The 15,898-nt window shown below is 37.9% G+C and carries 12 protein-coding genes; 10 read left to right on the forward strand and 2 right to left on the reverse strand.

Annotated features, from left to right (window positions below; all coding sequences use genetic code 11):
- Positions 1–26: 26 nt before the first annotated feature.
- On the reverse strand, positions 27–2,093 hold the full coding sequence (gene metG, locus AC056_RS13175) for a methionine--tRNA ligase (protein WP_077163854.1): 2,067 nt from the start codon (positions 2,091–2,093) through the stop codon (positions 27–29).
- Between the two features lie 356 nt (positions 2,094–2,449).
- Between metG and AC056_RS13180 the strand changes: the two genes are divergently transcribed.
- From AC056_RS13180 to AC056_RS13190, 3 genes are all read left to right on the forward strand, one after another.
- Positions 2,450–2,950, forward strand: a complete 501-nt coding sequence (locus tag AC056_RS13180; RefSeq protein ID WP_004703453.1) for a hypothetical protein — start codon at positions 2,450–2,452, stop codon at positions 2,948–2,950.
- A gap of 146 nt (positions 2,951–3,096) precedes the next feature.
- Positions 3,097–4,326, forward strand: a complete 1,230-nt coding sequence (apbC, locus tag AC056_RS13185) for an iron-sulfur cluster carrier protein ApbC (RefSeq protein ID WP_077163855.1) — start codon at positions 3,097–3,099, stop codon at positions 4,324–4,326.
- Positions 4,327–4,469: 143 nt separating this feature from the next.
- On the forward strand, positions 4,470–5,342 hold the full coding sequence (locus AC056_RS13190) for a 5'-methylthioadenosine/S-adenosylhomocysteine nucleosidase (RefSeq protein ID WP_049066146.1): 873 nt from the start codon (positions 4,470–4,472) through the stop codon (positions 5,340–5,342).
- Positions 5,343–5,372: 30 nt separating this feature from the next.
- On the opposite strand, the gene AC056_RS13195 is transcribed toward AC056_RS13190, so the two are convergent.
- Entirely contained in the window at positions 5,373–5,939 is a 567-nt protein-coding gene (locus AC056_RS13195) for a DUF2062 domain-containing protein (RefSeq protein ID WP_039251625.1), read from the reverse strand.
- A gap of 355 nt (positions 5,940–6,294) precedes the next feature.
- Here AC056_RS13195 and AC056_RS13200 point away from each other — a divergent pair, with 355 nt between their 5' ends.
- The 7 genes from AC056_RS13200 (at position 6,295) to AC056_RS13235 (ending at position 15,832) form a co-directional block, all read left to right on the forward strand.
- On the forward strand, positions 6,295–6,888 hold the full coding sequence (locus AC056_RS13200; RefSeq protein WP_077163856.1) for a LysE family translocator: 594 nt from the start codon (positions 6,295–6,297) through the stop codon (positions 6,886–6,888).
- Positions 6,889–7,003: 115 nt separating this feature from the next.
- Positions 7,004–7,573: a dCTP deaminase gene (gene dcd, locus AC056_RS13205; protein WP_002120290.1), complete on the forward strand. Its 570-nt coding sequence runs from the start codon at positions 7,004–7,006 to the stop codon at positions 7,571–7,573.
- 299 nt (positions 7,574–7,872) lie between these two features.
- Positions 7,873–9,174, forward strand: coding sequence for a hypothetical protein (locus AC056_RS13215; protein ID WP_077163857.1), 1,302 nt, complete (start codon positions 7,873–7,875; stop codon positions 9,172–9,174).
- Positions 9,175–9,401: 227 nt separating this feature from the next.
- Positions 9,402–11,534, forward strand: coding sequence for a hypothetical protein (locus tag AC056_RS13220; RefSeq protein WP_077163858.1), 2,133 nt, complete (start codon positions 9,402–9,404; stop codon positions 11,532–11,534).
- Between the two features lie 15 nt (positions 11,535–11,549).
- On the forward strand, positions 11,550–12,275 hold the full coding sequence (locus tag AC056_RS13225) for a DUF6160 family protein (RefSeq protein WP_077163859.1): 726 nt from the start codon (positions 11,550–11,552) through the stop codon (positions 12,273–12,275).
- A gap of 32 nt (positions 12,276–12,307) precedes the next feature.
- Complete coding sequence (locus tag AC056_RS13230) at positions 12,308–14,719, forward strand: DUF6160 family protein (RefSeq protein ID WP_213033494.1); 2,412 nt, start codon at positions 12,308–12,310, stop codon at positions 14,717–14,719.
- Between the two features lie 159 nt (positions 14,720–14,878).
- On the forward strand, positions 14,879–15,832 hold the full coding sequence (locus AC056_RS13235) for a DUF6160 family protein (RefSeq protein WP_077163861.1): 954 nt from the start codon (positions 14,879–14,881) through the stop codon (positions 15,830–15,832).
- Positions 15,833–15,898: the final 66 nt, after the last annotated feature.

A 15,898-nucleotide genomic window follows, 5' to 3' on the forward strand; every position in this document is an offset into this window, starting at 1 on the left:
TTAGGGAGCTTTTTTATTAAGGCAAATTAAGAAACTTTATCGCCAGGTTTCGCACCGCTATCTGGTGAAATAATGAAAATACCTTCACCATTTCCGGCAGCAAGTACCATACCATTTGAAATACCAAAACGCATTTTACGTGGTGCAAGATTCGCAACCATAACAACCAATTTACCTTTTAGGTCTTCTGGTGCATATTGACTACGAATACCACTAAATACGTTACGTGGTTCAGCTTCACCTACGTCTAACGTCAATTGAAGTAATTTATCTGAACCTTCAACTGTACCTGCTTCAAGTACTTGAGCAACACGTAAGTCAACTTTTAAGAAATCTTCAATACCGATAATTTCAGCTTCACCCACTGCCGGAGTAGGCACTGCTTTTTTCTCGGCAGATTTCTCTTTTTTCGTTGCCGCTTTTGTTGCTTCTGGAGCAGGAGCACCTAAAGACTCTTTAGAAGCATCAACCATAGCTGCAACAGCTTTTGGATCAACACGTTGCATAAGTGGCTGGAACTGCGCAATCTCATGGCTTACAAGAATTTGTTTGCGTGACTCGAAATCGAAGCTTTCAAGTTTTAAGAAATCTTGAACTTGTTGAGCTAAAGTTGGCAGAACTGGAGCCAAGTACACCGCGAGTTGACGGAATAAGTTGATACCCACAGAACATACATCAAGAACTTGTTGCTTTTGACCTTCTTGTTTCGCAAGTGCCCAAGGTTTTTTCTCATCAATATATTGGTTTGCACGGTCAGCAAGCGCCATAATTTCACGGATCGCCGTAGAGAATTCACGTGCTTCATATGCTTTAGCAATTGAATCGCCCGCATCAATAAAGCTTTGTACTAACTCAGATTCTGTACATTCAGCAGATAACATATTGTTAAAGCTACTATTGACGAATTTTGCACAGCGGCTAGCAATATTAACGACTTTACCGACTAAGTCTGAATTTACTTTTTGAACAAAGTCATCAAGGTTCAAGTCAGAATCTTCAACCTTATCTGAAAGTTTAGAGGCAAAGTAGTAACGTAAATATTCTGGGTTTAAATGCTGTAAATATGTCTCGGCCTTAATGAAAGTACCACGTGACTTAGACATTTTTTGTCCATTTACAGTCAAGAAACCATTTACGAACAAGCCTGTTGGAGTGCGATAGTTTGCACCTTCAAGCATTGCAGGCCAGAATAAAGCATGGAAATAAACAATGTCTTTACCAATAAAATGATAAACATCGTTTTGGCTGTCTTTTTTCCAGAAATCATCAAAGTTTAAATCTGGGCGTTTAGTTTTGATGTAGTTTTCAAAACTAGACATATAACCAATTGGGGCATCTACCCACACATAGAAATATTTATTTGGTGCGTCTGGAATTTCAAAACCAAAATATGGTGCATCACGAGAAATATCCCAGTCTGCTAAACCAGCTTCAAACCACTCATCTAACTTGTTCGCAATTGAAAGTGGTAAGCGACCTTCATCACGCGTCCATTTTTGTAAATATTCAGAGAAGTTTGGAAGTTTGAAGAAATAATGGTCTGATGATTTTTCAACTGGTGTTGCACCACTTAAAGTTGAACGCGGGTTAAGTAACTCTGTTGCATTATAAGTTGTACCGCAGACTTCACATGAGTCGCCGTATTGATCTTCTGACTTACATTTCGGGCAGGTACCCTTAATGAAACGGTCAGATAAGAACATCCCTTTTTCTGGGTCAAATAATTGAGTTACAGGGCGAACTGCAATATTTCCAGCTTCACGGTTTTTAATGTAGATATCTGTTGAGCGTGCTTTGTTTGCATCGCTATGTGTTGAATCGTAATGATCGAAATGAACGCCAAAACCGTCAAAATCACGAATGTGTTCTTTTTGAACATTCGCAATTTGCTCTTCTGGGCTAATACCATTCGCTTCGGCACGTAGCATAATCGCTGTACCATGAGCATCGTCCGCACACACATAAGTCACATCATGACCCATTGCCCGCATGGCACGAACCCAGATATCTGCCTGGATGTAACCGAGTAAATGACCCATATGAATTGGACCATTCGCATAAGGGAGGGCATTAGTGACTAAAATTTTACGCACGGATCTCATTCTCTCATTCGTATTTATAAGGTGGAAGATTTTAACTGATGAGTGAAGAAAAACAAAGCATGAGAAGGATTGCTTCATAAGGGGGGCGAGTGCAAGACAAGAGCTAAGCTTGAGTAGTTGGATAAGCAAAGATTAATAATCTTTGGCTACAAGCAAGGGGAAGCAAAACATATTTTAAGTTAAAAGTTATTTCTCTTTAGAAAAGATAAACAAATCAAAAAATATTTGAATCTTCCTGTATTGTCTTTGTTTCAAATTGCAGTTACGGTCAGAAAATAAGTCATAACGATGTATAACTATTAACTTACTTCAGGTAATTTTTTTAATTAACGATGAGGATAACAACGATGACTACTGAAAATAAATTAGATGAATTAAAGGCAAAAGCGGCAGATGCAAAAGTAAAGGGTGAGAAAGCTTTGGACGACCTAAAGGAAAATGTTAAAGAGAAACAGGCCGCTGCAAAAGATGCTGTTGAAGATAAAGTAGATGAATTAAAGTCAAAGGCAGCAGATGCAAAAGCACAAGGTGAAAAAGCCTTGGATGATTTGAAGGACAATGTAAAAGAAAAACAGGCTTCTGCAAAAGATGCTGTTGAAGATAAAGCCACTGATTTGAAAGGCAAACTTGATGATGCTCAGCATAGTCTGCAAGATAAGTTTGATCATTTACGTACTGAAGCGGCCCATAAGCTTGATGATGCTAAAGCCAAAGCCGCAGAATTGAAGGAAGAAGCTGCATCAAAACTTGATGAGTTAAAAACCCAAGCAACTGCAAAGTTTGATGAATTGAAGAAAACAGCAACAGATAAACTGAATAAGTTAAAAAATCACGATTCTGCTGAATAAGCTGATTTAAACTAAAATCCGTGCTGCTCACTCAAATGTTGAGGCTTTAAAATTAGCAATTATTCATTTCGAGTTGAGCGAGTACGGACCAATACTGTTACACTAGCTCCAATAAGCTGTAATGATCTGTTTTTGGAGTAAACAATATGTCTTGGCTTTCTTCATTAAAGTCTGTTTTTTCACCGGCACAAGAAGTGAAAGAAGATGAAATCCAAACCGTACTCCAAAATTATTTGCTACCCCATTCCAAAGATGCCTTAAAAGAGCGCATTAGTCAGCTTCAGGTGCAAGGTCGAGTTCTACAACTCACCATTAATACATTTCCTGATGAAAAAGAGCATCTGCAGCAAATTCATGATGAATTAGCCGATGCCTTAGAAAAGTGTGGTATTGAAGAACTTAATTTGCATGTAGTTCAGCAAAAGCGCCCAGCACAAGAAAGCGCAGGTCAAGGTTGTTCATCTAAAGTATCGAAAGAAAATTCGAACTTACCACCAGTAGTTGATGCTTCAACTAAATCTGCACCTGATCCAAACAATCCACCGATTCAAAAAGCTGCTCCTCAACAAAGAGATGTTCCAGCTCATCCTCGAATTAAGAACGTTATTTTGGTTTCATCTGGTAAAGGTGGTGTTGGTAAATCGACCACTACGGTCAATTTAGCGCTTGCCTTACAAAAAATGGGTCTCAAGGTTGGGGTATTAGATGCCGATATCTATGGCCCAAGTATTCCAACCATGTTAGGTAATGCTGGCAAAACACCTCTTATTGAAAGTGAAAATTTTGTACCTTTAGATGCATACGGTATGGCTGTACTTTCTATTGGACATCTCACTGGTGATAACAATACACCTGTCGCATGGCGTGGACCGAAGGCAACAGGTGCTCTAATGCAATTGTTTAATCAAACACTTTGGCCAGATTTAGATGTATTGATGATTGATATGCCGCCGGGTACAGGTGATATCCAACTCACACTTGCACAGCGTATTCCTGTGACTGGCTCAATTATTGTGACGACTCCGCAAAATGTTGCTTTATTGGATGCCACCAAAGGAATTGAGTTGTTTAATAAAGTTGGTATACCAGTATTAGGCGTCGTCGAGAACATGTCGACTCATATTTGCTCGAATTGTGGCCATGAAGAACAAATTTTTGGTATTGGTGGCGGTGATAAGCTTTCCGAGCAATACCATATTCCATTATTAGGTCGTTTACCTTTAAATGCTCAAATCCGTGAGCATGCTGATGAAGGTAAACCGAGTGTCGTAGCAATGGATGATGCAGCTGATAGTTATATTGAGATTGCTAAAGCAGTCTGGCAACAGATTGAGAAAATCCCTCAACGCACACGTGATGATAAGCGAATCTTTTGATTCATTTGACCCGACTTTAAGTCGGGTTTTTTTATTGTTCGGTTAAAAGTAAAATTTAAATTACTGAATCTAAATAACAAAGCTAATCTTGAAATTGGCATGTAGATTGCTAGTTTATGCTTTTAAAAAGAAATAGGTGAAAAATGCAATTTAAATATACTTTGGGCGTCATCAGTTTATGTAGTGCGGTATTTTTAATGGGATGTAATGATGACAACTCAACTGTTTCACAAACATCGACAGTTGAAGAGCAGAAACAGAAACTACAGCCGATTATTATTCAAGGTGCTCTACCTGTAGAATCGCAACAGATGGCAGCTAAATTACAGAATGTGACTGTTGAAAATGTTGGTGGATGGACCTTTTGGAAAGGAACACACAATGGTTATCCAATGATTATATCCAAAACACGTATGGGTATGAGTAACTCTGCTGCTGCAACAGCTTTAGCCATTGAGCGTTATAAGCCGATTGCAATTATTAATCAGGGGACATCAGGTGGACATGACCCAGATCTACATGTCTACGATATTGTTTTAGGAAAGTACGCAACTAATATTGGTGCATTTAGAACACCTAAACAACCCTTAGGAGCTGGATCAAATTCACTCACTTGGGTTGAAGCATTTGATGTTTTACCAACCGATGAGTCTGATCCCGAACCGATTGCAATTCGCAAATTTGAAGGCGATAAAGAGTTATTAATGGCGGCCCATAAAGTTCGTTATGACAAAGGTCAAGTAGTTGAAGGAACGATTGGATCAGCAGATGTTTGGAATAATGAATTGGATCGTATTCAATTTTTCCATCAACGTTATGGTACCTCTGTTGAGGAAATGGAAGCAGCATCAGTTGCACAAATTGCAAGTCAGTTTAATGTTCCTTTCTTAGGAATTCGAATTTTATCTAATAATATTACCAATAATGGCGCATATGACCCAGGTACTGGAGAGGCTTGCCAAGACTATGTGCTTAATGTGGCAGAAGAATATATGAAATCTAAACTACCAAAATAATAATTTAACTCTATGCAAGAAGATGGGTTCTTAAAGGGCATCTTCTTGTTTTTTATAACCAGGTCGACTTTTCCAATTTCGAATGACCATCCAACGCCAAAAAACTTCAGTCACTATATAAAGTATGATTGCAAATACAAATGCTTCAACTACAAGCCCTGACATTAAGATTTTGGCGAGACTGAAATCTATATGACCATGACCAAAGTGAGTAATCCACCTAGAAATTTGATGCAGTACACCTAAAAGCATCTTTTTATTGATCATATGTACATGATAAATATGTGAACCAAACCAGAACCCAGTATATAAAATGGGAACTAATGTGAGAGGGTTGCTGAGCCAAGCGAGCATTAAGCTAATAGGCAAATTCACTTCAAATAGCAATACTGCCATCACAATAAAGACACTATGAAATGGAATAGGCAGTAAACCGAAAAATGTTCCTACAAAAACGGCTCTTGTAATTGATTTACGGTTGACATACCAAAGCACAGGATTAAGGGTTTTTTTCCCAAAAATCCTTAAAAATTTCATATTTGAAACTTTCTCTGGAGAAGGAAGCCAAGACTGAAAAAATTGCTTTGCCATAATCATAGGATAGTAGAGTCTGGTGACTCATATAAACACAAAAAAACAATATATTAATTGAAACTTATTGAAAGCTTAAAAATTAAACTTACTGCAGTAATAATTCATTATAGATCTTTTCTAGGTAAAAATAGATTTTAAATAAAAATACTTATATTACTTAATACAATTTGGTACGCAAAGTTCAACAACTGACTGCTAAGTTTTTTAGATTAAAATTTTTAAAAATTACCTATCCTATTGTTTAATATTGATTTTAAAATATGGAATGTTAACTTTTTAAAAAATTGTCTTACAATTAGATTTTGCCTTGGCGAGAAATATCTATTAATCTGAAATGACTACATTGTGAGGTCATTCAATGATTTCATGGCTATTTATTGGCTTAGTTGCCACAATTTTACTTACCCCAGGCCCAACCAATACTTTACTCGCATCGTCAGGAATACAAGTAGGTCTTAAGAAGTCTGCGAAATTAATTCCGGCAGAAGTTCTTGGATATGTAATTTCTATTTCAGCTTGGGGAATGTTAATTGGGAAGGTATCCGCAACGCTTCCTTTCTTACCTCCTATGCTTAAATTGCTAAGTGCTTGTTACATCATTTTTTTAGCTATTAAATTATGGCATACAGCCAATCAGCAATTTGAATTAGATCAACCAACTATTCGCCCGCGTGAATTGTTCTGTGCAACTTTACTCAACCCTAAAGCATTACTTTTTGCTTCAGCGATTTTTCCTGTTACCGCATGGACTGATTTTCATATTTATTTCATTCATATGCTGGCTTATTTAGCGTTAATTACACCGATTGCATTGTTCTGGATTTTCTTGGGATCAATTTTGACAGGCAATAAAGTACGTTGGTTAAATCAATCGAATTTACAAAAAACAGCCTCGCTGATCTTAGTGAGTTTCTCAATTCCGATTAGCTATTCTGCTTTATTAAACCTTTAAAAGTCTTACTGAGCTATTCTTATCGAGAAGAGTAGCTCAAGCATTGTTTTCATAATTGCTTTTTTACGTTAAAGTACGTCGCAATCAATGAAATTACCTTTTGGATAGAAAATACATGGCTATTAAGTCTGATCGTTGGATTCGCGAAATGAGCGAAAAACACGGCATGATTGAACCTTATGCAGAGAATCAAGTCCGTTTTGATAAGAATGGCGAAAAATTGATTTCTTACGGGGTCTCTAGCTATGGTTATGACGTACGCTGTGCCCGCGAATTTAAAGTTTTCACTAACGTACATTCTGCAATTGTTGATCCGAAAAATTTTGATGATAAAAGTTTTATCGACATTGAGTCTGATGTTTGTATTATTCCACCAAACTCATTTGCTTTAGCACGTACAATTGAATATTTCCGTATTCCGCGTAATGTTTTGACTGTATGTCTTGGTAAATCGACTTATGCACGCTGCGGTATTATTGTCAATGTGACGCCTTTAGAACCAGAATGGGAAGGTCACGTGACTTTAGAATTTTCAAATACTACGAATTTACCTGCACGTATTTATGCAGGTGAAGGTGTAGCACAAATGTTGTTCTTTGAGAGTGATGAAGTTTGTGAAACGTCTTATAAAGACCGTGGTGGTAAGTACCAAGGTCAAACTGGCGTGACACTTCCTAAAACCTAAGTTGTTTTTAATTTAGATTAAATTCTAAAAATGGGTCACTTTAAGTGGCCTATTTTTGTTGAAAAGTAAAGAAACTGGCATTCATCGGAATATTAATAAATGAACGTTTTCTTTTGTAAAAAATGATATAAAATGATCAATAATTGATTTGTTTCTTTGAGTTGTATCACACAAATTAAAAGAAACTAGATCGTAAATATCGGCGTTTTCTTCATGTATTTAATTTAAGGTTAAAGCAAGAGAAGCCAAATAAAAAGAAATCAAATTAGATTATGCCCCCAAGGATACGGAGGTCGGTCATGCGACAGTTTAAGTCCCTTCATGTAGCTATTCTAGCACTTGGAAGTTTATGCTTTTCTTCTGCTTATGCTGGTTCTACCTTAGTTCCAATGTCAGATGCTGAGTTGTCAGCTACTCGTGGCCAAGCCTTGATGAGTATGTCTTATATTGCGCCTACCGATGCTGCAAGTAATTCAAGTACTAATGGAAACATGGGATTCTATCGACTTGCTCTAGATGCTCAATTAGAACTGAATGCCAACATTAAAAAATTACAATTAGGTTGTGGTGGTGTCAATGGAGCAGGGGCATGCGATATCGATATTGATTACTTGAGCTTAAGTGGTGGCACTGTCGATAGTACTAGTGCAGAGCGAGCTGCGTCATCTGCTGTTATTACCAACCCATTTTTAGAGTTTGCGGTTAAAAACCCAAATTCAGCTTCTACACGTGAAATACAGGGTTTCCGATTAAGTGCTAAATCTCTTTCTGGACTACTTACTTTTGGTTTACAAAATGGTGATGCTGCAAGTGGTATTAATTCTTTAAGTGGGTATATGGTAACTAAACCAACAGGCGGAACTGTAACCACAAATCCTTATTATGGTATTACCCAAGATGAGACAAATACGGCAATTACTGGCCAGGCAACAGTCTTAGGTAAACTATATACAGTTCCATTTACATCTACTGGTTATAATCTGAACTTGGGTGGGGGGAGTGGAACCCTATCTATGGGACAGCAAATTATTACAGGTAAACGTATTAATACTGCAAACTTAAATGCAACTGCAACTGTTGGTGGTATAGCTATTACTGGAACTCTAGATGCAACCGCTTCTGTATTAGGACTTCCTATTCCAATTTCAGGTAATGTAACTGGGACAGTAAATAATTTAGATGTAAATGTAGCTATTAAACAAAGTTTGGGTTATTTCCATGCCGCGCAATTAAATGGATCGGCTGGTTATTTATCTGTGCAAGGTGTGAATATTTTGTGGCCAGAGGCAGCCTCTACTGCTCAAACAGGATGGTGGTTAGAGCTTACTAATCCAATTGATATTGGTCAAATTACTCCTGCTGGCAGTGTTGATATTGCGCTTTCCACCATCGTGGATGCGTTAGGGCAGGTAAGCAAGTATTTAGATAAAAATCCTGTAGATTGTGGATTTTTAGCAAGCAGTTGTTTAATTGCAGGAAATCTTCCTGTTGGAACGGTTGATTTGACTGGTAAAACACCTGCTTCTATGACATTAACTAATGTTGTTTTACAAAAACAGACTTTTTCTTCTAACTGTTATGGTTCTTTAAAATTCTGTTAATTGCGGTAATTCCATTTGTTATTTTTCATTCATCGGAAAAATGTATTTTTGTTCATTTCATTTTGCATTTGAGTAAATATTCAGCATAATGGAAATGTGGAAAGGTTGGCAATTTTTTAGAGTTTGCCCCCTGTGAGATGAAAAAGGAAATAATTTCATCTCACATCAAGGACTGTTAAAGAAAAAGAAATATGGTGCACGGCATCGTATAAAACAGGAAGGTCACGATGACTACACTTAATTATACGGTCAGTTTTCAAAAAACCGTTTTAGCAAGTTTAATTGGACTTTGTTTAAGTCAATCAAGTTTTGCTCTTGAAGAACTTTCTGATGCTGGTTTAAGTGAAACTACGGGTGAGGGTATTGCAATATTACCCCAAAATGCATTTATGGTATTCCGTGGTGCTGGCCCCAATGAATCTGTAAATCAAATTATTACCGACCGTAGTAAAGATACAGGCTATATTAACTATGTACCTGTTGGGCCCTTAAGTGTTGCAGCTGCTGATACCAGTGGTAATGGCTCTGTTGGACCTGAAGATAAAGCTGTCGGAAAAGCAGATATCTTTCTTTATGGCTTAGCCCTTTCTAAGTCAGATGGTGATGCAAACTCGCGTATTGCCAATACTGCAACCGCAGCAGCGATTTCAAGTTGGGGAACAGGTGCTAACCCTTGGGTATTTAAAGTAAAAACTGCAAATAATATTCCTAACTTTAGCACTACAGATAGTGGTGGTTATCCTGTTACATATTTATCTTTGGAGGCTCCTTTATATCAACCTACGATTGATGGTGCAGCGGGAGCAGATGCATATAATTTAAAATTAGGTTTATGGGCTGATGCATTTGTACGAAACCCTAATATTGTGGCAACTACAAATGGTTCTTTAGCACAATTTCAATATGGCGATAGTAATGGATTAATTGGTACCAGCATTGATACAAGTCGTGCGAACCGTTTACGGTTACAAGGTATTCTAAATGGCTTTAGTCTAAATGGTAGCCAGATTAGTATGTTCCAAACGCTAGGGGGAGCAACTACTGCAGGTGGAATGAGTCCTTTTTATAATAATACTTTGGGAATGTCTGGCTTAGTACGCTTAAATACGGGTGATAGTAAGAATACAAGTATTGTGACTGAAAATATTACGAGTCAAAGCCAAACCTATGCAACGAGCGCCAATAATGGTTGGCAAACAGTACATGCTGGTGCAAATTCAACTTTAAGTACAAGCAGTAGTGGGGACTGTGGTAATAGTGGTACAGGAAGCTTTAGTACACTACGTGGCTGTCGCTACTATGTAGAAAACCGCACCAGAACAGATACAAAAACCTCAAGTAAAACTCGAAGCGCTTTTAATGATACTAGTAAAGTCTTACGCTTGAGCACCCGTGAAACATCAGATTCACCAAACGCATCAAATAATTTATATACACCAGCGTTAGACTCTAGTGGCGCTATAGCACCAAAGTTTGCAGATACTGAAGGTTTATATTTATACAATCCAAATATTAACTTGGTCTTAGGTAATTTATATCAACCCCTTATTTTAGGTTCTGATGGTAAAAACTTTAGTATAGAAATTGCACGAATTGCCAATAAGCCGGAAATATATAAACAGATTTACACCGATTACACTGGCGCTGATGCCACATATAAAGGCTCTACTTGTAACGTTTATTCTTGTGCAAACCCAACGCACAGTAGTATCGCAATTGGGACAGTTTACAGCCCTGATAATGGGAAAACATTATTAGCAGATACAAGTGAAGGTGCAATTGGAGTTTCATTTGGGCGCTTAATTTCAACAGGTACACAGGTTTCAGGAACTTCTGCTGGTAGTCTAGTGTCATTGACTAATTCTGTGTCTGGAACGACCTCTGCAACTATGACAGAAGTTCGATATAAGCAAAGACAACAAAATACTCAAATATGGAATCAAACCTATAGTTGTGGTTTGTTTAATACAAATTGTGGTTATAAAACAGCTGGTTATTTATATCAATGGGAATATAATCAAGGAACAGGTTCTTGGGTCATTACAAACCCAACTGCTAAACCAGCTGATGCAGCGAAATGTTCTGGTGCATTAGGATGTACGAGTACATCAGGTTCAACCCCAATGTATGGTACTACTTCAAACCGTGACTGGAGTAACGCGTCTATTCCTTGGTTGACTTCACGAAATGCTGTAGTCAACGATTTAATTGGAAGTAGTAATGGTACGACTGGCTATGTAATTCCAACTGCGAATCAGGCCCCTGCATTAAACAACATTACTCCTCTGAACAATTTAGGTTCTGCTGTGGTAGATGGCTTACTCATTCAGCATTTAAAACTCACCACAAAAGGTCTATAAGAGGAGGATAATGCGATGAAAAAAATAACTGCTTTACTCCTTACTCTGTGTGCAACGGCGACTCATGCGGAGTTACAAACCTTGGATAATGATGCTTTACAGGCGATTAATGGCCAAGCTGGTGCTGATTTATCTTTAATGCTCAATTTAAACCAAACCAGTAACGGTATATTTGATAATGGTAGCGGTGGTGTTTGTGAAAACGTTGAGTTCTGCCATATTGGATTAGCAATTAATAAACGTTTTGTGCAAGCAGATGCGACTAAACCAAGTGGTTGGGCCGAAAATAGTGATAGTGGTAATAAACTTTGGTTAGTATTTAAAGGTGTACAAGGAACTTTAAATATTCAAAAAATGGGTTTGGATGGTGCTGATTTAAAGTATCTTGATAAAACCAATACCGAAATTATAAAACCTGCGATTCAACTTAGTTTTAGTGCAGCACAGCCGATTTTAATCCGTAACTTTGGTTTTAACGCGTTATCTATTGAGCAAGATAACTTTACAAGCTCAACCACGACTCAAGGCTCAAGTACCAATATGTATGATTATGCATATTTCAAAAAGCCAACGTATGCGGCAACTGCAAATAGTGCAAATCAGCAAGTTGCAACGGCTACGCCTTCAGCCTATGACTATGGACGTGAAACAGGCTTTATGGGCTTAATGATGAACGGAAATTTGGCAATTCAAGGAAAAGTCATGGTGTTTAGCTGTGATGGTAGCCATCCCCGTTGTTAACGCTTAATGTAGATTTCAAAGGAACTGAAGTGATGAACAAAAATAAAGAAAGTCACAGCTCAAAGTTTATTTTAAATACATTAGCAACCAGCATGTTGTTAGTGAGTGGGCAAGTGTTTGCTTTAGAAGCTTTAACAGATGCTGATTTGAGTGCAGTCAACGGTCAAGATGGAATCTCGATTCAAACGACTTTTAATGAAATTAATATTGATAATGCTTATTGGGATGACCATGCGGGCACACCAACAAGTGCTGATCAGGTTTTAAGAGCGCAAGCCAGTGGCGTAAAAATACAAAAAAGTAATGCGTCCACCCAAACCTTAGGAACAAACTACCGTTTAGATGTGGGAAGTAATACAGCTACAGGTAAAGCTGGCATTGATTTTTCTATGCAAAGTAGCCCATCCCTCATTACCGTAAATAGTGTCAAAGTTTGTAATAGCTCTGCTACATGCTCCCCTACGCTAGGGCAGTTGGCTATACAAACAACTTCTCCTTTAAATTTAGCACTGACTACTCAAGATGGTCTATTTAGTCCAAATAGCCAGTCAAATATGACATTAGGAATAAACAACGCAAATATTTATTTAGGCCAGTTAGATGCACGCAGTCAGCTCAATCAACTGATATTAAAGAATTTTAACTTTAATTTTGTTGGTAAAGGTGTCATGTTCATCGATCCCGTTAGGGGCATTGTTTTACAAACTAATACTGGATCAAATGTAGCTGCTGTTGGGCAAACACCAAGTACGACTTATGGTTATGTAGACTTTAATCGGGTAGCAGACTCAGCTTCGGGCTTAACAGCTGGTACTTATGTAGATAGCAATGGTAAAGCGACTAATTCGGGTCTTAACATTGAAGTAATGCTTAGCTCTAATGTTGATAAAACTAATCCTTATGGACTAGATGCGACCAATACACCGCAAAATTCAAAAGGTTTAATTCGGCTAGGTGCCAGTGGACGTATGGTAAATAGTTATTTACAAGTCCGTGGTATGGATGGTTCTTCAGATACTACAACTTTAGGTACTGCAAATACTGCTTCGGGTACGAGCTCAAGTAATAGTACTTTGGGTAATACTGGAATTGCCTTCCGTATGAAAGGTGAATTCACTAAAGATAATGATTCAATGCTGGGTTCAGATGGTAAAGCCACGACTTTAGAAATTGGTGGGGCAGGTTTAAATGCTTATGGTTTCGAGTTCGGCAATTTAACAGGTCTTAACTCAGCTACGCGCGGTTATTTTGATAGCGGAAATATTTATTTAAATCTTGCTGATACAAAAACATTATTAATGCCAAATAATGCGACCTTAAACAGTATTCGTTTAGGGTCGGGTACTTTAACAACCGCCGCCGATTATCAACATAATATTCACCGTGATACGGTGACTAATCCATTTAGTTTGATTCTTGCAATGCGTGGAGCCGAGTTTCAAGCATTTTCAAGACGAGGTCGTTTTACCACAAGTGCGAATGTTGCTGCTGCCAATCAATTTGCAGATAACGGTTTAACTAACCAATGGGGCTTGGCTTTACCTTTTTATAATTTAAATGCCAATGCCGCAGTTTACGGTTTAGATGCGCCTGCAAATAGCGCTTTTTACTATACAAAAAATGCTAACGGTAAACCCATTCAAAATGTTGTAGGTACTTCCGGAACAACTTCGCGTTTAGGATTTGGTGTCGCTGTTGGAACAACAGGTCGAGATACAGGCGGTACAAAAACAACTTCAATTTTATTAATTGATGGTTCTCCAAATGCTAATAATGCGGGCAATCCTACCGACTATTACATGGGCTTACGTAATATCGATATGTTCTTAAAAGGTAATGGCAGTATTGGTTTAGAAAATGGCAGTCTCAATATTAGTTTAAGAGAGATGCTCATTGCTTTATCAACTGAAATTGCAGCGGGCTATTTGCCAGGCGCTAAATATAAAACTTGTCCGGCAACAGGGTCTTGTACCTCACCAATTGATAACTTTGCCAGAAATAATGACGTTTTATTTGGCTTAAAACTACGCTTAGGTGGTGATTTAAATTTATCGATTGTGCCAAATAGTTCAATCGCTGATGGTAGTGCTTTAACTGTACTCGGTGATTTCACAATGCCAGCCACAGCAACTGGAAATACAGTTCAAATTAGTGACCCAATTGATGGTTCGGCAATTGGTTTTGATAATATTACCGGAAAGCTAGCATTTAATACTGCTTTAGTAGTGGGCAAAGATACAGCAAGTGGTTTAGGTAAAGTGGGGGTAAATACCGCAGTCTACTTTAACCCTGATAAAAGTATTGATGGTGCTTTACGTGTTAAAGATATTAATTTCTATCCACCTTCAACAGGTGCAGGCGCACGTTTAGGTGAGCTTGCTATTACGGGTGGGCGTTTAAATAGTAACTTTAGCATCGTACCGAGAAATGGTGCTTTTAACTAACTAGAATAAAGTGGCGATATCGCCACTTTTTATAAAAATTTATTTTGAATGTGATTGGATTTGCATTCGTCGGTTATATCGATAATTGTTTTGTACCCATCTATTATTCTGTTAATCTGAACAAATAATAAACGTTTGTCTCTTAAGGATTAGAGCGACATGAAAAATAAAAATATAGTGTGCTGGTTATTACTTACCAGTAGCTCAAGTGTTTTTGCGATGCAGCCTTTAGATGACCAAAGTCTTTCAGCGGCGACAGGTCAAAATGGTTTAACGCTAGGCATTCAGGCCGATAAAGTTAAATTTAATCAGGTTGCATTGATTGATACCAATGGCATCGCCTCTACGTCTTACAATAGTAAAGCTGGTCTTGTCATTGCAGGGAACTCTACGAATCCTGTTCCAAGCATAGAGTTTATTAAAGCAGCTGTATCGACTAATCCTTCTTTTAATATTGCTATTGATACCGATGCAGGTGCGGGTAAGTCTTTTGTAAATTTAGCTGTCACGATGGGTAGTGATGTAAATGGGATTCGACTTACACCGTTTTCAGTTTATTTGGCACCTAACACTTCAGTATCTAGCCCTGCTGATTATGCGGTGAGTAGTTATGCGCCAAAATCCATTTTTAGTTCGGGAACCACGGTAAATACAGGAGTAAAAGAGCTTGTTCGCTCTACAGGTAATCTTGATATTAACTTTGTGCAAACCAATAAACCTCGTTTAAACATTCAGTTGGGGCATGCTGCTCAGTCTGTTATGGTTAAATTTGGTGGAGCACTTCAATCTATTTGTTCTGCCGCTGCGGGTTGTCCAATTACGTTAGTGTCCGATACTACAGGTGCTTCATTTGGATTTAAATTTGCAGGAACAAATGCAGCTACAGGTTTTCTTCTTGATGGGTTTTATGCTGGGGTCGATCCAACAGGATTAACTTTTGGTAATGTAGGTGCATCTAGTAAATTTGATGCATCGCTTAACAATGTCACTTTAGGAAATTTAGCAACACAAAGTACAACAACTTTTAATAATTTACCTAACGGGTCTATGGGGAGTTTTGGAGTTACAGGCGCTTCAGTGACTGACTTTAAAATGAAAGTAAGCGGTTTCTAAAAAATAATTACTTAACCTGAAATACCAAAATAGGGTGGCTATATCAACAGTCACCCTATTTTATAA

The organism is Acinetobacter genomosp. 33YU (assembly GCF_001990725.1).
Lineage (GTDB): Bacteria > Pseudomonadota > Gammaproteobacteria > Pseudomonadales > Moraxellaceae > Acinetobacter > Acinetobacter seifertii.